The sequence below is a fragment of the Chitinophaga sp. genome (genome assembly GCF_019236475.1).
Taxonomy (GTDB): domain Bacteria; phylum Bacteroidota; class Bacteroidia; order Chitinophagales; family Chitinophagaceae; genus Chitinophaga.
In genome coordinates this window covers 258,549-277,187 of sequence record NZ_JAFAIX010000009.1, presented here as the reverse complement: position 1 = coordinate 277,187, position 18,639 = coordinate 258,549, and the positions used below count along the sequence as shown (strand labels likewise).

The 18,639-nt window shown below is 41.7% G+C and carries 22 protein-coding genes and 1 tRNA gene; 10 read left to right on the top strand and 13 right to left on the bottom strand.

From position 1 onward, the window contains the following. Positions 1-33 precede the first annotated feature (33 nt). Together JO154_RS12425 and JO154_RS12420 are read left to right on the top strand one after the other, a co-directional pair. Positions 34-438: a DoxX family protein gene (locus JO154_RS12425; RefSeq protein WP_291945868.1), complete on the top strand. Its 405-nt coding sequence runs from the start codon at positions 34-36 to the stop codon at positions 436-438. Between the two features lie 40 nt (positions 439-478). Beyond that, the gene (locus JO154_RS12420) at positions 479-1,510 is read left to right on the top strand and encodes an alpha/beta hydrolase (RefSeq protein WP_291945866.1); all 1,032 of its coding nucleotides are present in this window, start codon (positions 479-481) and stop codon (positions 1,508-1,510) included. A gap of 92 nt (positions 1,511-1,602) precedes the next feature. Here JO154_RS12420 and JO154_RS12415 read toward each other — a convergent pair whose 3' ends face one another. The 7 genes from JO154_RS12415 to JO154_RS12385 all read right to left on the bottom strand — a co-directional run bounded on the left by JO154_RS12415 (position 1,603) and on the right by JO154_RS12385 (position 7,204). Then, positions 1,603-2,364, bottom strand: coding sequence for a LytTR family DNA-binding domain-containing protein (locus JO154_RS12415; RefSeq protein ID WP_291945864.1), 762 nt, complete (start codon positions 2,362-2,364; stop codon positions 1,603-1,605). Then, entirely contained in the window at positions 2,345-3,364 is a 1,020-nt protein-coding gene (locus tag JO154_RS12410) for a histidine kinase (protein WP_291945861.1), read from the bottom strand. The genes JO154_RS12415 and JO154_RS12410 overlap by 20 nt, the downstream gene beginning before the upstream one ends. Before the next feature lie 97 nt (positions 3,365-3,461). Beyond that, a complete protein-coding gene (locus JO154_RS12405) occupies positions 3,462-3,920 on the bottom strand; it encodes an organic hydroperoxide resistance protein (RefSeq protein WP_291945860.1) in 459 nt (152 codons plus the stop codon). A gap of 21 nt (positions 3,921-3,941) precedes the next feature. Next, positions 3,942-4,718 carry a thioredoxin family protein gene (locus JO154_RS12400; RefSeq protein WP_291945858.1) on the bottom strand — a complete coding sequence of 259 codons (777 nt, stop codon included), beginning with the start codon at positions 4,716-4,718 and terminating at the stop codon, positions 3,942-3,944. Positions 4,719-4,940: 222 nt separating this feature from the next. Continuing rightward, positions 4,941-5,366 (bottom strand): YciI family protein, encoded by a 426-nt coding sequence (locus JO154_RS12395; protein WP_291945856.1) that lies wholly within the window; start codon positions 5,364-5,366, stop codon positions 4,941-4,943. 150 nt (positions 5,367-5,516) lie between these two features. After that, positions 5,517-5,855: a four-helix bundle copper-binding protein gene (locus JO154_RS12390; protein WP_291945854.1), complete on the bottom strand. Its 339-nt coding sequence runs from the start codon at positions 5,853-5,855 to the stop codon at positions 5,517-5,519. Between the two features lie 245 nt (positions 5,856-6,100). Then, on the bottom strand, positions 6,101-7,204 hold the full coding sequence (locus JO154_RS12385) for a serine hydrolase (RefSeq protein ID WP_291945852.1): 1,104 nt from the start codon (positions 7,202-7,204) through the stop codon (positions 6,101-6,103). 297 nt (positions 7,205-7,501) lie between these two features. Here JO154_RS12385 and JO154_RS12380 point away from each other — a divergent pair, with 297 nt between their 5' ends. The 5 genes from JO154_RS12380 (at position 7,502) to JO154_RS12360 (ending at position 10,980) form a co-directional block, all read left to right on the top strand. Further along, positions 7,502-7,903: a nuclease A inhibitor family protein gene (locus JO154_RS12380; RefSeq protein ID WP_291945850.1), complete on the top strand. Its 402-nt coding sequence runs from the start codon at positions 7,502-7,504 to the stop codon at positions 7,901-7,903. A gap of 40 nt (positions 7,904-7,943) precedes the next feature. Beyond that, on the top strand, positions 7,944-9,296 hold the full coding sequence (locus tag JO154_RS12375; protein ID WP_291945849.1) for a DNA/RNA non-specific endonuclease: 1,353 nt from the start codon (positions 7,944-7,946) through the stop codon (positions 9,294-9,296). 173 nt (positions 9,297-9,469) lie between these two features. Beyond that, positions 9,470-10,009: a YbaK/EbsC family protein gene (locus JO154_RS12370; protein WP_291945847.1), complete on the top strand. Its 540-nt coding sequence runs from the start codon at positions 9,470-9,472 to the stop codon at positions 10,007-10,009. Positions 10,010-10,127: 118 nt separating this feature from the next. Further along, positions 10,128-10,211, top strand: a tRNA-Leu gene (locus tag JO154_RS12365). 409 nt (positions 10,212-10,620) lie between these two features. Next, positions 10,621-10,980, top strand: coding sequence for a hypothetical protein (locus JO154_RS12360; RefSeq protein WP_291945846.1), 360 nt, complete (start codon positions 10,621-10,623; stop codon positions 10,978-10,980). Here JO154_RS12360 and JO154_RS12355 read toward each other — a convergent pair. Next, positions 10,936-11,214 (bottom strand): hypothetical protein, encoded by a 279-nt coding sequence (locus JO154_RS12355; RefSeq protein WP_291945845.1) that lies wholly within the window; start codon positions 11,212-11,214, stop codon positions 10,936-10,938. The two genes, JO154_RS12360 and JO154_RS12355, sit on opposite strands and share 45 nt — an antisense overlap. 194 nt (positions 11,215-11,408) lie before the next feature. On the opposite strand from JO154_RS12355, the gene JO154_RS12350 reads away from it, so the two are divergent. Then, positions 11,409-11,798 carry a LytTR family DNA-binding domain-containing protein gene (locus JO154_RS12350; RefSeq protein WP_291945844.1) on the top strand — a complete coding sequence of 130 codons (390 nt, stop codon included), beginning with the start codon at positions 11,409-11,411 and terminating at the stop codon, positions 11,796-11,798. Positions 11,799-11,893: 95 nt separating this feature from the next. On the opposite strand, the gene JO154_RS12345 is transcribed toward JO154_RS12350, so the two are convergent. The 4 genes from JO154_RS12345 to JO154_RS12330 all read right to left on the bottom strand — a co-directional run bounded on the left by JO154_RS12345 (position 11,894) and on the right by JO154_RS12330 (position 15,828). Beyond that, positions 11,894-13,159: a PQQ-binding-like beta-propeller repeat protein gene (locus JO154_RS12345; RefSeq protein ID WP_291945843.1), complete on the bottom strand. Its 1,266-nt coding sequence runs from the start codon at positions 13,157-13,159 to the stop codon at positions 11,894-11,896. 196 nt (positions 13,160-13,355) lie between these two features. Continuing rightward, a complete protein-coding gene (gene msrA / locus JO154_RS12340; protein WP_291945841.1) occupies positions 13,356-13,844 on the bottom strand; it encodes a peptide-methionine (S)-S-oxide reductase MsrA in 489 nt (162 codons plus the stop codon). A gap of 80 nt (positions 13,845-13,924) precedes the next feature. Then, on the bottom strand, positions 13,925-14,470 hold the full coding sequence (locus JO154_RS12335) for a hypothetical protein (protein WP_291945839.1): 546 nt from the start codon (positions 14,468-14,470) through the stop codon (positions 13,925-13,927). Positions 14,471-14,619: 149 nt separating this feature from the next. Beyond that, the gene (locus tag JO154_RS12330; protein ID WP_291945837.1) at positions 14,620-15,828 is read right to left on the bottom strand and encodes an IPT/TIG domain-containing protein; all 1,209 of its coding nucleotides are present in this window, start codon (positions 15,826-15,828) and stop codon (positions 14,620-14,622) included. A gap of 306 nt (positions 15,829-16,134) precedes the next feature. On the opposite strand from JO154_RS12330, the gene JO154_RS12325 reads away from it, so the two are divergent. Continuing rightward, the gene (locus JO154_RS12325; RefSeq protein ID WP_291945835.1) at positions 16,135-16,572 is read left to right on the top strand and encodes a hypothetical protein; all 438 of its coding nucleotides are present in this window, start codon (positions 16,135-16,137) and stop codon (positions 16,570-16,572) included. A gap of 138 nt (positions 16,573-16,710) precedes the next feature. Here the strand turns inward: JO154_RS12325 and JO154_RS12320 are convergent, their stop codons facing one another. Then, complete coding sequence (locus JO154_RS12320; RefSeq protein ID WP_291945833.1) at positions 16,711-17,919, bottom strand: cytochrome c peroxidase; 1,209 nt, start codon at positions 17,917-17,919, stop codon at positions 16,711-16,713. A gap of 151 nt (positions 17,920-18,070) precedes the next feature. Between JO154_RS12320 and JO154_RS12315 the strand changes: the two genes are divergently transcribed. Then, entirely contained in the window at positions 18,071-18,628 is a 558-nt protein-coding gene (locus JO154_RS12315) for an RNA polymerase sigma-70 factor (protein WP_291945831.1), read from the top strand. Positions 18,629-18,639 lie beyond the last annotated feature (11 nt).

The following is an 18,639-nucleotide window of genomic DNA, read 5'->3' as shown; positions in this document are numbered from 1 at the left end:
TGTGTTGTTCTTAAAACAAAAAACACAAATACTATGAACCTAAACACTTCTAAAGCAATCTATTGGACAGGCGCTATACTCATCTCCTTATGGTTTGGTGCAAGCGGAATTTTTGAACTGGTAGGCAGTCCCATTGTATGGGGCATTACCAGGCAGCTTGGGTACCCTCCTCATTTTATTTACATCTTGGGCGTTGCCAAGCTCTCAGGGGTGATTGTATTGTTGACACCTAACAGGTTACTCCGATTAAAAGAATGGGTATTCGCCGGTATCTTCTTCGATATTCTCTTTGCCTTCTTTTCAAAAATTGCAGTGCTGGGATTTGGCGCTACCATCGATGCCATCATTGCATTTACCATTATTTCAGTTACCTACGTTATGTATCGGAAATTGTATACTGCCACCTATTTGCCAGCAGAAAGCAACAGTAATTTATAGTATCGGAAACAGGGCAATTATCAATCTTTAAAAAGCTAGTATGAAAACTTTATCATTCCATAATTGGAGATCTGTGGCACTCTTGACAATGCTAACAGGTATTGCAATACTCACTTTCCAATCCCCAGCCTTCGCAGCGATAAGTGATAACAATAGTGCCGACACAATTAATTTCGATTCCATCAAACAAGTGAAGGCCGGCGTATTAAATGTGGGATATGTTGAAGCGGGGCCTACGAATGGCCAGCCTGTTATCCTATTGCATGGTTGGCCTTATGATATTCGCAGCTACAGCAAGGTAACCACCTTGCTGGCAGCTAAAGGGTATCATGTTTTTGTACCCTATCTCCGTGGCTATGGTACTACACGCTTTCTTGCTCACAATACAGCGCGTAATGGCCAACAGGTGGTATTTGCCACAGATATTATTGCATTTATGGATGCACTTAAGATTCAGAAAGCTATTATTGGAGGCTTTGATTGGGGCACACGTACTGCTGATATTATTGCTGCGCTTTGGCCGGAACGTTGCCAAGCACTGGTATCCGTAAGTGGCTACCTAATCGGTAGTCAGCAGGCAAACAGCGCGCCATTAGCTCCAAAAGCAGAACAGGACTGGTGGTACCAATTTTATTTTGCTACAGATCGAGGAAGAAAGGGCTATCAAGCGTATACACGAGACTTTGCCAGGCTAATTTGGCAAACTGCTTCTCCACAGTGGCATTTTGAAGATAGTGATTTCACCAAGGCTGCCGTAGCATTTGACAATCCAGATCATGTGGCGATTGTAATTAGCAATTACCGCTGGCGACTTGGAATTGTCAAAGGAGAAAAACAATATGAGGGGTTGGAAAAAAAGTTGGCTGCCAAACCCGCCATTTCTGTACCCACTGTAACACTGGAAGGAGATGCCAATGGAGCGCCACATCCAGACCCAACTGCCTATGCCAAGATATTTACCGGTAAGTACATACACCACACCATTAAAGGAGGTATTGGCCACAATCTCCCGGAAGAAGCACCTGAAGCCTTTGCAGATGCCATTATAGAGGCTGATCACTTGGCGAAATAAGACATTTGAATTTCGATAAATGAAAAGAGGTTGAACCGTGGGTGCAACCTCTTTTCATTTATACTGTGATAGCAAGCAAGCTATGAAAATAACTAGCGGTCTTCCATCCAGGAAAGAAACCGGGGAGTTTTCTCCTTATTTATCAATAACTTTTCTTTTGTTTCCATGACAAGTTTTACATACAATTTGCGCATGAAGAAAGGTTCCACTTCCTTGATGGCTTTGAAGTTGACCAGATATTGTCGGTTTACTCTGAAGAACTGTACCGCGGAAACAAGCCCAGCTACCTGATCCAACGATTGATTGATCACATATTCTTTCTTATCGAAGGTTACAATACAAGTAGCATCATTACTAACATAAAAATAAGCGATGTTATCAGTGGGAACAGACAAATACTTCTGGCTTTGAAATACCAAGAAACTACTCTTACCTGCTGGTGCAGCCAATTTAGCTACCAATTCACTAAAGTCGGAAGCCGATTTTTGCTGATAGAAATGCTTAAGTGAATCTACTTTTTTGAAAGCATCTGCAATATCATTACTAGAGAATGGCTTTAATATATAGTCGATTCCATTTTGCTTAAAGGCCTCGATGGAGTATTCGTCGAAGGCGGTACAAAAAACAACCGGACTCTTAACGGCAACCTGCTTGAATATTTCAAATGACAGTCCATCTGCCAACTGGATATCCATAAATATTAAGTCAGGGGATATTCCCTGAGAGAGAACATTAACCGCACTTTCGATACTTTGGCATGGGCCGGTAATACTGGCATTGGGCTGTATCTCCTTAATTATTTTCTCCAACGATCTCGCCGTTCTTAATTCATCTTCAATGATGAGGATATTCATAAATGAATGGTAATTTAATTTGAAAAATATTGGCATCATCTGAAACGGCCACCTGTTTATCCAGCAAATGCTGGTAGCGCAGGTGGATGTTTTCAAGTCCCACTCCCATCGAATAGTGTTCGCCGCTCTTTAATTGAATAGGGTTCTCCAGCACAATTGTTTGCCCTTCCGCATATAATCGGATGTGCAGCGGCTTTTCAAGGGAAACGATATTATGTTTGAGACAATTTTCGATCAACAACTGCAATGTAAAAGGAGGAATAAGCGTCTTCAGGGTGGCATCATCCAGTTGGTCAGTGAAAGTGAAGCCTCCTTCAAACCGGGCATGCTGGAGATAGAGGAATGCCCTGACAATTTCCATTTCCTCTTTTACCTGTATCAGGTCCTGTTTACGGCTTTCCAGCGTATATCGGTAAAAATTAGACAGCTTAAGGATAAAATCTACCGCTTCCTTCTCCCCGCTTTCCACCATGGCTTTCAATGTATTCAGACTATTAAACAAAAAATGTGGGTTCACTTGTTGCTTTAGCAATTCAAACTGGGCGGCCAGGTTGTCATTTTTCATTTGTTCTAATTGCATCGTCACATACCTGTTCTCATAGTTTTGTTGCAACAGGTGCAAAAACATGTAACAAATTAAGTTAATCAACAAGCCTCTTACTTCCACCATCAACATCACAGGGCCAAAGTTAATATGTGTAAGGATCAACTGCTGTATCCACGCCAATCCGAACATAACAATAATGCCTATACTGAGTGTGATAAATAGCCGATAATAAGAAATGCGTTGTTTGGGCGATTTACGAGCATACCAAGACAGCATGTAGAGGTTCACATACCACATAATAACGGCAAATGAAGCAGTCAAGGCTGCGTTTACAACTGCTTCCGCCATACTAAAGCTATGCTGGGCAAATTGCGGGATGGATGACAATACCCCCAAAATGATGGAACTGGACCAGATTATAGCAGGTGAAATCTTTACATCAGTCGTTTTCATAAAGCCAAGTTAATCGATTTAATGAAGAAGTCCCCCGGAAAGATGCACTTCCAGGGGACCATTATCGGATCTCTATGTACTATATTTTTCTTAGCATTTATATAGCAACATTTATTTGCACATTTATATTCCCCTTGGATAATTTCGAATATGGACAGGTCTGATGTGCAGCCTCCACAAGGGCATGTGCAGCCTGCAATGGCATTCCGGGGAGCGTAACGTTTAGTCGTGCTTGTAAAAAGTAACCATCTTCTCCTGTGGCAAGGTCCACTTCTGTATCTACGCGCAGGTCTGCAGGGAGCGTTAATTTAAGCTTTGCAGCGTTTAAGGTCATGGCGCCGATGAAGCAGGCAGACCATCCTGCAGCAAAGAGCTGTTCTGGATTGGTTCCTATGCCAGTAGCACCAGGGGAGGTTAAATCAATCTGCAAGCGGCCATCATCACTTTTGGCATAGCCATCTCTTCCACCTGTTACCTGCACCTTTCCGGTATAGACTACTTTCTTAACTGGGATTACATTTATGGCTGTTACGTTCTGGATGGTAGTTGTTTCCATTTTTTTATATTTTAAAAGTTATTAATTAATTGATGCTTGCGTTGCCGCTAATATTTCACCGGCATCGCCGGTCTGTAATAAGCCGATCATCTCCCAGTCGTTTGGATTAAAGTCTTTGGGAAGATCAATGCTTTCCGTTCCTGCTCTGCTTTTTCCTAATTGGAAGCTGGAAAGACTCCGCACAATCTGTGCATGCGACAAAGTGCGACCTGCATTTTCTCCGCGCACTACGTTTACGATAGCATGTTTTTGCACAAAGGCTATTACTAGGCGCATGTTGCTGCTATTGCTATTGGTCTCGTAGTTTAGATTGGTTTTACCTGCTTGTTGGCTAATCTTTATGGAGAGCGATGCGCTGCTGGGTTGAGTCAGCATGTTCTTTATGGAACTTCGTACGAAAGCCTCATCAGCGCCCACTCCTTCGGTGGCGCCATTCACCACCACCTGTGGCGTGTATACGCGGCCGTTAAAGTGACGACTATAATCGTACTGGCGTTTTGAAAAAGCGGCGTTACTGAAGTGATCCTTCCAGCCAAGGCGATCCCAATAATCTACATGGTATGCGAGGATGAATACTGGCTGACCTGCCGTTTCCTCGTGAATTTGCGCTAACAGTTCTTCTGCTGGGGGACAACTGGAACAGCCTTCCGATGTAAACAATTCCAATACAGCAAAGCCTTTCACTGTATCCGGTTGTATCTTTTGCTGCTTGGTACAGGCATTGAGCTTTAATGTAATAAGCGAAAGCGATAATAAGGTAACGCTGGCGAGTACGGTGATATTCTTATATAATTTCATACCATGTAATTTTTAATACACCAAAATTACTGGTCATGAAAGCAGTGGGAAAGGTATTTTCCCTTTAAGTAGACATAATAAGCCTTGAACCGGACATTCGTACAGGTGGATGGAAACGAGGGGAATTACAAAAACGGGAAGAGACGTCTGCGACGTCTCTTCCCGTTTTTATCTTTTTCGTTGTTCCTGCCCGCTGGGCAGGAACAACAGACCATTTTACTATTAGTTGGCCATATTCATCATGGGTCTTACTTCCACACTGCCATCAAAATCAAAAATAGGGCACTTTTTAGCTATTTCTCCAGCTTCTTCCATGGATGAAGCCTTGATGATAATAAAAGAGCTAATCAGTTCATTATTGGCCACATAAGGCCCTTTTTGCGAGGTCTTGGCGGTACCACTGATTGTTTCACCTTCGTTGGATGGCCTGAAACCACTCACCAATTTTCCACTTTTACCAAGGTTTCCCATGTATTCCTGCCAGCTCTTGATATTGTTCTTCACTGCTTCTTGTGAAGGCGGCATAAAGTTCGATTTAAATCGGAAGATCAGTAGATATTGCTTATCAGTAGTACTATTAGCAGTTTGCCCGAAAGACATGAGCGTGCAAAGACAGATGAATGCTACAAGGAAAATACCCCTTTTCATATTACGTATTGGTTTAAATTGGTTGAACGTGACAAGATAATTTTTTTTATTGAAATTACACTCAAACAAAAAGCTCTGCATCCAACTGCAAAGCTTTTCATGTTGGCGGTAAGAAGAAAATTATCCTGTTTATTTGATGGTCATAATTGCCTACGCATGTACCACCATTCTGGCACATACGGCTGCACATGTACGGCATTTCTCGGCACAGATAATGCAATGTTCCATATCTCCATGCCTAATACATTCTTCTGCACATCGGTGACACGCGTCTTCACATATCTGACACATATGATCTGATAATTCTCCGTTTATACTCATTACTTGCACAGCAGCATTACAAATAGCTGCGCATTCAAGGGTCAGTTTAATACACCTGGACAATACCGCTACATTCTTTTCGTCCACACAGGAAATAGCGCAATGATTGCAGGCAACCGCGCATTCATTACATGCATCTATACATTCCTGAAAATGTTGTTCTGCCATAATAAAGCGTTTTAAAGGTGGTGAAAACAAATCTTATCAACCAGCATAGCCGAAAATACTATACCATACGTAAGACGTACCACATTCCTTTGATTATTATAGTATTGATTTAAACAACCATCAAGCTGGAGGGGAAAGTCATCTACGAATTGTGGCAAGGGAAAAGCGGAGATTGCTTTCAAAAAATGGAGCATTGGCATAGCTGCCATGCAACTATGCCAATGCTCAAAATATGCAGCAGTCTGTTATTTGATAGCGGTCAATATCTCTTTGACCAGTATGTCATTCGCGGGATCGGTTTCATCATTGTAATAGCCTGCGGTCATTACAATTTCCAGATCCATAGCGGGAATCATACAAATCATTTGGCCACCATTGCCTACAGCCTGCGCCATATCTACTTGTTGGCCAGCAATCTGAGGACGGTTGCACCAGAACTGAAAGCCATACCCCCAACCGGTTTCAGATGAATTGATCGTCCAATGAGTGGACTGTGCGATCCAGGAAGCAGGTAACAGTTGTTGGCCTTGCCACTGTCCTTGTTGGAGGTATAGTCGGCCGATTTTTGCCATGTCGATGGGGCGCATACGCAGCCCTGAGGGCATCCAGGCAATACCATCCGGACGTGTAGTCCAAAAGAAATTAGTGATCCCCAACGGTTGGAAAAGATAACGCTTAGCGAATTCGCGTATATTCATTCCCGTACTACGTTCCACGATTTGTCCGAGTAGATGCGTATTTCCGCCGCTATAATTAAACACCGCACCAGGCTTGGCTATACTTTTAGATTGCAGGACAAAATCAGTTGGGTCCTTAGCTTCCAACATTTGGCGCTCGCTGTTGGTGGGGTCTGCATAAGAGACACGCTCGTTCCAGTCTAGTCCTGAGCTCTGGGTCAATAAATGCCGAATGGTAATATCTGCTTTATCGCCGGTGGCATATTGTTTATAAGATGGGAAGTAATCAAAGATCTTATCATCCAGACTTTTGATTTTCCCTTGCATCAGGGCCAGTCCTATACAAGCGGAAACGATACTTTTGGTAACGCTTCTACAATCATGGAGGCTATCTCGCGTATGGGGGACTTTCCCAACAGGATTGGGAAATACGGCATCTTCCCCTGTGAAATAGTGTTCATAAATGAGTTTGTTTTTTCGTAGCAAAATGAGACTGTGGACATTATATTTTCCACTATTGATCTCATTTTCCAACTGCAGGATTTTTGTTTTATCGATATTGGCTTCTTCAAAAGTGCCTGTTTCCTGACCGGGTATTTCAGGAGCTGGTTGATCATTTTTGTGACAGGAGCAGCAAACGATTACCAGCAGCATGATTACAATGGTTCTCATGATGAATAGATTTTAAATGGTGATGAGGGAATTCCCAAAAAATACATGCATGCACCAATACGACGGGATAAGAAAATGTTACCCCTACGGGAAAATAAAAGTTAACATACAGGGATTATAACCTGTATGTATATATGATTTCCGGGAATTGATATATGTAACTATCTTATTATAGTGATGGAAGAAATATCGGGAGACACGTGTCTCCCGAAACTAATTTTATTACGCTACATTATAGTATTGTTACCAATCTTTTCTTGATGATAAGATTTGAAGGAAAGTGCTAATTTTATGTCCATGCAACCTAATTCTTTATTTGAAAACCTTACGAGCAAACTTACTGGCATATTGTACTATAGCGAATCAGAATACCCACTCACTATCGAACAATGGGAACCGCTTCCTATAGCCGATGTAGCAGGAAAGATCGCCACCCTCCATGAGGTAGCACCCCAAATAGTAAAGTCTATAAGTCCGACAGATTTTTTCAACGAAGTAGAGAGAACACCAGATCCAAACGACGCACCTATTGTAGAAAACGCACTAAAATTCAAAGCCCTGCATCAATTTCTGAATGAGCACTTTACCGACATCGAGGTATTCCGGGTGGAAAAGAGCACCAATATTCCGGTATATATTGTTTGTCATCAACCAGATGGAACCTGTGTCGCACTGATTACCACAGCGATAGAATCGTAAGCAAATCGTCACCTTTATAAACACCTATTAAAATTGAATTATGAAAAAATTCATCTGGCATTGTACTGTCATTTGCCTGACAGGTCTGTTGTTTTCTTCCTGTAAAAAAGAAGCAGACATTCAGCCTCAGGCAACTACCACTCCACGTAGCGCTACTACAGAATCCGTAGTACTCCTTAATGAAGATTTTGAATCGGGCAGTAAAACAGCCTATACCATTGGTAGCATAACCCTGAGCAGCGGGTCCTGGACATTGGATGATGCCTTGATCGGCACCCTCGCCGCGGATCTAAAAAACGGTTCCAAATCTGTTCGCATCAGGAACACGGGCGCCATTACCACCGATTTCAGCATTTCCAACGCCACCGGCGCCGTTACTGTCAGCGTTAAACACGGCACCTATGGTACAGATGCAAACAGTACCTGGCAGCTCTGGACATCCTCCGACAACGGTCAGACCTGGACACAGCAGGGTAATACCATCACCACTTCTACCAGCCTGCAAACCGCAACGTTCAATATTACAGCAACGGGTAGTCTGCGCATCTCTATCCGCAAAATTTCTGGCGGCACTAACAGAATCAATATCGATGATGTAAACGTTTCAGCCGGTAGTGGTACTGGCGGAGGAGGCGGTAATACTACCGACGATAATAACCTGCTGTTGGGTAATCCCAGTAACGCATTGGCAGATATTACTTCGGAGAACAACTACCTGATGGTAAAAACTTATTATGCATTGTCGTATAGCCGTAGCCGTGCTACCCCTAACTGGGTGAGCTGGCATATTCAGTCGACAGACCTTGGCACTTTATCCAGAGCCAATGACTTCCGAGCCGATACCAGCTTACCTGCAGGCTGGTACCAGGTACAAAACAGTAGCTATACTGGCTCTGGATTTGATCGTGGACATAATTGTCCGTCCGCCGACAGAACAGCTACTGCTACCGCCAATTCTGCCACATTCCTGATGAGTAACATGATGCCACAAGCGCCCTACAATAACCAGCAAACCTGGGCTAACCTGGAAAACTATACCCGCGACCTGGTAAAAGCTGGTAATGAGGTATACGTTGTCTGTGGCTCTTATGGCCAGGGAGGTACCGGCTCACTGGGTGGTATTACCAACACCATTGACAACGGCCGTATCACCGTTCCTTCCAACATATGGAAAGTAGTTGTTGTTATTCCCAATGGAAACAACGACCTGAGCAGGATCAATGGTAGTACCAGGGTTATTGCAGTTAATACCCCCAACCGCAACGACATCAATACTGACTGGACCCTGTATAAAACAACTGTTCGCGACATTGAAAAAGCAACAGGGTATAACATCATGTCCAATCTGCGTCCGTCCTTACAAGATAGTCTGGAGACCAGAATAGACCCTTGATGCGGAAGATATTGAAGACGTATTTTTAAGCAATAAAGTTCAAAAGCCGTACTAGTTACGGCTTTTTAGTTTCTTGGAATCGATATATGTAACTATCTTGTTGTAGCAATGGAAGAAATTTCGGGAGACACGTGTCTCCCGAAACTATTATCATCCGCACAAAAAAGCGTCATATGTCATTTGTAAGCGAGGTAAAAAATACAGCACCGGGTACCTTTAAAACAACATTGCAGAAAAGAGTGTATCAGACATTGCAAGCAGCGCAAGTACCATTTGAACGGGTGGACTGTGCCGAAGCAATTACCATGGAAGACTGTATCCGTATTGATCAACAGTTAAACATGAAAACGGTCAAAACCCTTTTCCTTTGTAATCGTCAGCAGACAGATTTTTACTTGTTTATCACCACCGCCGATAAGCCTTTTAAGACAAAGGATTTAAGCAGTGCGTTGGGGATTTCCCGTGTATCGTTTGCCCCAGTGGAACTACTGGACCAGATGCTGGGTACTTCCGTTGGTGCCGCCACCGTGTTCGGTATTATGTTGGATACAGAAAATAAAATTAAGGTGATTGTTGACCAGGATATTCTGTTAGAGGAATGGTATGGCTGTAGCGATGGTACTACTACCAGTTATATGAAAATACGCACCGATTGGGTCATCCACGACTTTCTGATTAGTGCTGGGCATCCACCGAAAATCATTCAGATATAGGTTTTTACATACTGGCAATTTTCGTATAGGGCATACCGTTGTTAGAAAAATTTTTAAAAAATATTTTGAAATATCAAACGGCTGCTTATCTTTGCAGCCCTGAAACACAAAATCAGTTGCCCAGATGGCGAAATTGGTAGACGCACTGTGTTCAGGTCGCAGCGCTCGCAAGGGTGTGCTGGTTCGAATCCAGTTCTGGGCACTAAAAAAGGTTGTAAGTCTTTGATTTACAACCTTTTTTTATTTTCTACGAGTGTCAAATTTTCACGCTATTTCACGCTTCTTCCCATTATTTACGACACTCAAATGACACCCACAATGACACTCACTTTTGAGAGTAACTTTCTTGGTTTTAGCAGAAGGTTCACAACAACGAATGCCTTACAGTATCCATGTCTCATTTTCAAATCTGCGATTATCCCTGGCAGTTATCCAAATGCCGAAATGTCACCACTGACAAGAGTTCTAGAGAAATATTTTAATAGTTTCTTTTGTTCAGGTTTTCACAGATTCTACCACAAATGTATAGCCCTCCTAGTGTATAACTTACTTTCCTTTGGCATGGCACATTCATTGAGTCCTTTCTTCATTAACCACAAAACAGTTAACCTATGAATATCGGAGAAAAGCTAAACAGAACAGGTGATAAAATCCTCTACTTCTATGACTATGGCAGGAAATCTGGGCAACGACCGTCAACAGGTATCTTTACTTATGTAAATCCGAAAAATCAGGAACAAAAGAATTTTAATAAAGAAGCATTAAAAATTCTAGAAACAAAGAAAGCGCAGCGGATTATTGAGGAACAATCTATCGGCACCCCTATTATACCGGCCCATAAGTTTAAAGTTAATTTCCTGGATTACAACCACATAATGGTGTATAGGTTTAGAAGGTCAGTTTACATCTGCCATGAAATACATAAATTACAGCATTTCCTCATCCTCATCTTCAAATTCATCTTCATCTAATTCCCATGTTTCGATGCTCTTAACAAAAATTGCATTACCTAGATATCGTTTATAGTGCTCACGCAATACCTTGAAAATATCCGCAGGAGTATTTTCGGAATTATAGTATTTTGTAAAATCTTCTAATGAAATCCCTAGGGTATTGGCAATTTCAGTATGAGTAATAGTACTCCCATTTTCTTCAATTGCTCTCCTAATAAGAGTATTAATTGCTAGTTCAAATGATTCTTGCATACTAAGTTTTGTTTTTTCATTATGGACAACCATAACAATATTCTTTTGATCTATGATATAGCCGCATCATAGTTGATTCACTTCTTGTTGGATAACTTGGATCAATGGGTTTGTAAATATACCTATAATGTACCTTTGATGATGCCCGACTGGCAACCACCATCAAGCGCTTAACCCAGCGTAAAATTAATGATGTGGATCTGTTGGTAAAGATTAAGCAACTCGTAACTGCACAAAATGCTACGAGCATTATCAGCACCATACCGGTTAAATCAGGCAATAAAATTCAACTGGTACAAATTGACGAAGTATTATTTTTCGAGGCAAAGGATAAATATGTTGCGATGCATACAACGAATGGAGAGAAGCTGATTGAATACTCCCTCAGCTACCTGGAAAGTAGGTTACCAGCAGGATTCGTGCGTGTTCACCGTGGATTCATTGTAAATAAATGCAGGATTTATGAAATCCAGAAGTACTTTAAAGGAACTTTTATCATCGTGATGCAAGATACCAAACGCACAAAGATAAAAAGTGCCTATTCGTATTACGAAGTAATTAAAGAAAAGTTGTTGCTACCCTAGTTTCTCTTTTCGCTTTTAAGGACTTCCCAATACTTTACTGGCAAGGCTATACGTTTTAAATCATTACCGGAGCCTGCGCTCCGGTAATAAAAATATTATTTCTTCAGGGCAATTGCATACAGGTATCCATCAGCACTGTTTACATACACCACATCATCTTTAATAACAGGCGTTGCAGCAAGTGGGCCCAACTTGTACAGTTCATTCATTACTGCTATATTAGTGGAATATAAAGAAAGATTTTTGCCGGCTGCAATATGTTTGTATTTTATTCTGCCTAAGGTGTCCAGTACAGTAGGTCCGTATTGCTGATGACCAGGAGTCGTAAATTTATCCAGTGGCTGACCGGTAGTACTGTTCAGCAGATGTAATGTTCCTGTAAAATCTCCATAGCAGAGGGTATTGCCACTTATAGCAGGACTTCCGAAAATGTATCCACCACATTTATGTCTGAATATTTCTTTGCCGGTATTGGTATCAATAGCAAGCATGAGATAACTATCTGAAGTGCCAGTATAGACAAGTTTGTCTGTTGCCACAGATTTTCCTACAATCCAGGCATTGCGTGCGTTGTAGTTCCATTTGAGCTGACCATTGCTAAGCTGGAGTGCATAGAGATTGGCATCTCTGCAACTGATGTAGACGATACCATTTTTTATCTCAGGAGCGGATTGCATGCCTTCCATTAAATGAGTGGTGGTATCTGCTTTTGTTTTGAATTTCCAGGATTCTTTACCACTGCGGGTATCCAGCGCATATACCCAGGTATCCCAGCTACATGCGATTACTTTGTTGTCGCTAACGGAGACGCCTGCATGAATAGGGCCATTGGTTTTATATTTCCATTGGAGTTTTCCTGTGTTTTTGTTGAGTGCATAGAGGCAACTGTCGCTACTGCCGAAATAAACGGAATTCGTGTCCGTAGTGGGAGAAGAGAAATAGAGATCATATTCATCTTCCATATAGGTGCCGGCGGGTTCCAATCCCCAGAGGCCTATACGGCCAATCCTTCTTTCTCCGTTGGTCCTGAATTTCCATGCCAGTGTGCCTTTTCGAGTATCAACGGCATAGTAGTTACCATCCTGACAACCGAAATATATTTTGCCATTATCTTCAAGAGGAGAGGCTGTGATGGGACTTTGTGCTTTAAATCGCCATATTTCATTCCCATTGCTTTTGTCTATGGCATATAAATTTCCATCGGTGCTGCCAATATAGATATAGTTGCCTGTGATGGCTGGAGAAGTAAAGATTTTATCTTCTGTTTTGAATTTCCATTTAAGGCCTGCAAATCCGCTGTATTGGGAAAATGCCTGTGAGGTAAGCAGTAGTAGGGATGCTAGCAGTAACTTTGATTTCATAAACATAGTGAACTGTTTTTTTGGAGGGGGCAAATTAGAAATCCGTAGTTGATATAAAATGTTAATATTTATACATGGTAATTACTAAGGGAGAGGGAGGTTTATCCTGTTTAGGAGATAAAGTAAAAGGCCATCTCTAATAGAGATGACCTTTTCTATTTATAAATGTTAGCGACAATGCAATGTCCGTCAGGATTTACAGTTTCCAGTCAGGTCTAATGTAATGGCAGGTATATCCAAAGGGATGCTTCTGCAAATAATCCTGGTGTTCTTCTTCGGCATTCCAAAAATCGCCGGCTGGAACTACCGTTGTAACAATTTTCCCAGGCCATTTTCCGGAGGCTTCCAGGTCAGCAATCAGCTTAGTGGCTGTTTCATGCTGTTGTTCATCCAGGTAGAAGATCGCAGAACGATAGCTGGTGCCGATATCATTCCCTTGCCTGTTGCGGGTGGTAGGGTCGTGTATCTGGAAGAAAAATTCCAATAATTTCCGGTAAGGTAATATTTCGGGATTAAAGATTATTTCGATACCTTCTGCATGTGTACCATGATTACGGTAGGTAGCATTAGGTACATCACCGCCCGTATATCCTACTACGGTAGTAATTACTCCTGGCAACTGCCTGATCAATTCTTCTACTCCCCAGAAGCAACCGCCGGCAAGAATGGCTTTTTCACTGGTCATAATATAGTCTTTTACCTGATGAAGTTAGTACTTTGATGCAATATGCGTCGCGACGTTCTCTAATAAATATCAACTCATGACTACCACACTCCATGCCCTCCTACTGGAGCATGTACTGGCGCATACATAGGTGAGTAGAATGGAGAATAACCATTATAGGTGCCTCTACCCACACCAACACTTCCGGAAATAGAGAATGTCCGGTCATTACTGATATACATCACTCCTATTTTAGCATCAGACCAGGCAGAGAAGTTGTTTTGCTGCATCCAGTTATTCCCCTTATTCATCATAGGCTGATAAGGCATGCTGGAACGAAAAACGGCAGGCGTAGCTGATACGGCGCCAAAAGCAAACAGATTATTTGTTAACTGACGATTCAATTGCAACGACAAGGGCACTGACAAGAAAGAACCGCCTCCTCCCTTAAATGCTACAAAGCCGACAGAAACGCCTGCATACTTCGTTACAAACCATTTTGAATGGATATGGTTCGTATCATTGATGGGTTTCTGGCGATTAAAAGCCGATTCCCAGCGATTCACCGCGCCGAAAGAGGAATCTGTCTGCGCTTTTACAGCCAAACCAGACATTAAAACAGCAGCAAGAAAAATGATCCGTAACATACTGATAAAGATAAGCATCCTTTTATTATCAAAATGCTAAAATTCCAATTATGCGAAAGACTTGAAATGCTTGTTGAGTGGCAAATTTTCCGGCTATTCCATGCTGCTATCTATCGCATTATCGGATACTTTTCCGGTAGGATATCCATCTATTTTATGGTAATTTTTCTAATTTTATTTCCCCCTTTGGAATTATAATTATAAGTGGTCAGATAAAGTTGGCCTTTGTCATCTATTGTCAATCCTTGCGGGCCATTAAATGATGCTTGTACCCCGTGTCCATCGATATCTGCGGCGGCCCCACTATCTGCAATAATAAAGTTATCACCTGTTGAAGCCTCAATTATGCGCACTGTATTATTAAAATGGTCTGCTGCATAGATATTGCCTCTGGCATCTCTTGCAATCTCCCAACCATTGAAAGGTCCAATCTGAATAAGAGACTGTTCACCGGCGGATGTAAACTTATAGATATTCTCGGGGTGTCCTGATACATAAAGATTTCTATCTTTGTCGAAGATAATATTACGTGGAGTAACAAGCCCAGAAGCAAAGAGTGATATTACGTTTCCACTGGTATCCAGCTTTTGAATAGTTCCTTTTATATTGTCGCCCAAATATAATAAACCATCGGGCCCCACCGCAATTCCTGTGGTTACTGCGTCGGCATTTGTATAAATCACATTCATACTACCATCCGCATATATTTTCAACAAATCCCTATTGAAATCAGTCACATACAGATTATGCCCAATACGGTCCAGCGTAATATTATAGGGTGAAGCAAAAGTCTTTCCATTCATAAATGTGGGAATGGACATGGTGGAAACCCGTTGTGAATCCCCTGATACTTTACGGATTAGGCGATTATAACAATCGGCAATATACAGGTCCCCATTGGTATCAGCAGTAATTCCCCAAGGGCAATTAAATTTGGCATTTATACCTGTCCCATCGGCTGCTCCGGCCTGTCCAGAACCTGCTACTGTGGTTACATTAACGAGATACTTATAAGTAAATCGAGGTCCTGTAAATGTCTGCGTTTCACTAGCAACTACAATTGGACCAGATCCGGCCATACTGGGTACGATGGCCAATAAACTATCCTTGCTAGATGAGATAATATCAAGGTTAAATCCATTAAGGGAAATATTAAATTTCAACTTTCCTTTAGGGAAATTTTGGCCATATACTACTATCGTATCACCACCTCCAGCCGAAGTTGGAGCATACGAAGTTATGCTGATAGTATCTGGTTTCTCTGTGGGATTTACAATTGCAGTAGTACAAGATGGCAACAGGAATGCTACTAATACGGCGCAAAGGATCAATCTTAGGTAAATTAGGGGATATCTCATAACTATGAAAATACTATTTAAACTAAGTCGAGGTTCCATTCTAAGGTAATGTCAGGAGAAAGATCAACAGTTTCTATTTTCATAATACAATGGGTAATCCCCGCTGTAAGCCTTTCCAGACAACAATTTTATAAGGAGCGTGCTGAAAATAAGATGTCCCTGGAAATTATCAAGTATTACGGTTAACAAGAGGGCTCGCAAATAAATAATAGTATTAACCTTGGATAAAAAATATTGCCTATTATTGTTTGGCGCCGTTCCTGGATGAACGGCGTATATTTAACTGTATTCTTGAAAAAGTAGTTTATGTACGAAATAAAAGTACAATCTCCGTTTACCCGCAACCCTATTGCTTATCCTGATTGCAATAGTGAAAAAGCAATGGCCTTATACCAGGAGATCGACTGGGAAGGTCTTTACCAGCAGATCGAAGCTAGTGGAAGTAGTCCTGAAAATCCATTTTATTTTATCGAAATCAACCGGCAAAATAACCTCGGGGAAAAGGAAACGCTTTGCATTTCCGGATGTCTGTGGGGCCGTGTTGGCATAGGATATATGCGTTCGAAAATGGAGCGTAAAGGATTTTTTAAAAAGAAAGATGTACTCAACCCCAGGTTTGCCACACAAATGGATGGTATGGATACACCGTTTGCACTCTCCTGTGTGCAGGCTTTCTTGAAAGGAGATGTCAACTACCTGGAGCAAAACTTGATAAATCAAGACGAAGACTACAGGACAGGATGATGATGCCTCCAGACACCAGCAACTACCATAAAAGACGCCGCCAAACGCCTTTTTTATGGTAGTTGCAAACAGCGCCATAGCAATGGAAAGCGGTAATAGGCAAGCAAACCACACCTTTCCACTTGATCTATTTATTACTCAACTGTGGAATGGATCTGAGTATTTTGGATCCGTAATAAGTGACTGGTCAGTAAGTGTATTCAGGAATGCAATGATATCTTGTTGCTCTTGTGTTGTTAAATTGATAGGACCATTATGGAGCTGCACACCTGTATTGGGCCCAGGTTTAATACCATGCGAGTAATGATTGAGTACAGCATCTAATGTCGCAAACCGGCCATCATGCATATAAGGAGCAGTTAAGGCCACATTCCGCAAAGTGGGAATTTTAAAGGTAGCCTGATCCTTTGCCTGCCCAGTAATCTCACCAATGCCATTATCTGTATACTTCTCATCCAGTCCGTTGTTGGAGCCAAAACCCGTGTTGCGGCCAGAATTCTCCACTATCAACATTGTGGGGAATTGATCAAAACCTGAGTGACCCAGATCATTATGACATTCTCCACAGAACTTCTGCTGGAATAAGGATAGGCCCTTCTTTTCCTGTGGCGTGAAATTCGCAAAATTATTATTCAGTCCCTGGTCATACTTAGAATTGAATGATACGATAGAACGCACGAACTGTGATAAAGCCTTAGATATTTTGTCGGATGTGATATCTTCATTGCCGAAAGCCGCCTTGAACAATGGCGCATAAAAATCCACTTTTTTCAGCTTCGTTTCCAATTCGGCGAGAGATGGCATCCCCATTTCAATATGATCCTGTATAGGCATTAATGTTTGTGCCTCCAGGCTAGCGGCACGCATATCCCAAAACATAGCTTTCTCCGCGGTGAACCTTACATTCACTAAGGCCATTGAATTACGGCGGGTCGTTTTGCCTTCAAATCCTTTTGAGAAAGCCACTGGATCGGAGAAAGCATTTTTTTGCAGATGACAAGAGGCGCAAGCGATTGTATTGTTTACGGATAACTGTTTATCATAAAACAATACACGGCCCAAAGTAGCTCCGGCATTGGTGATAGCATTGTCTTTCGGCATATTGTCTACCTCCGGAGTGCTGTTTACAAAATTCCGTATATAAGACGGCATACCATTAATGGTATTTACATAATCATATAATTGCGTTGGTAAATGAGGAGCGCTAGTACTACCACCGTTGCCATCCGGTGAAGGACCTGGCTGATCTTTTGAGGGTGCCGCTGCGTCTTTTTTGCTACAGGACATCATGTTGAATAGTGTGACCGTCATCAACATGCATAACAAGATAGGTGTCTTCCGTTTCATATTTCATTGCTTTCTAATGGTACACTTCATACGCCCTTTACCCTTATGTCCGGATAAGAAAATATTTTTTCCGGAGGACATAAGGGTTTTCGATAACTGAGGTGTATTATTTGTATAACTTGCAAGTGAATAATAGTAACCGGGCTTAAAATTGGATCTACATAAAGCTGCAAAAGAGGAACAACACCAGGATGGAGGTGTAGTTGTGCAATATTTTAACGCTTACTTTGAAGTGTTGCACCGTTATGCCTATACGATTTTGAGGGATAATGATGAAGCCAAGGACGCTGTGCAGGCTGTTTTCCTCAAATTATGGGAGAAAAGAACGGAATTGAAGGAGGAGCAATCGGTGAAGTCATACCTATATACAGCCGTTTATCATCAATGTCTGAATATGAAAAGACATGAAAAGATAAAGGAGAAGTATGTAGCAGAGAATAATAAGCCCTTATATGATCCTGGTAATGATTTGATCAGTAAAGAGAGAAGCAACCAGATATTACAAGAGATTGAAAATCTACCGACACAGTGTAAACTGATTTTTTCAAAAAGCAGGTTTGAAGGGAAGAAGTATTCGGAAATTGCCGCAGAGTTGAGTTTGTCGGTGAAAACAGTTGAAGCGCAGATAGGTAAGGCCTTAAAAACCTTGCGTAAGAAGCTTTTAGGAATCATGATAATTATATTCAGTTTTTTTATCGTTAATGTTTAATATGGGAATTA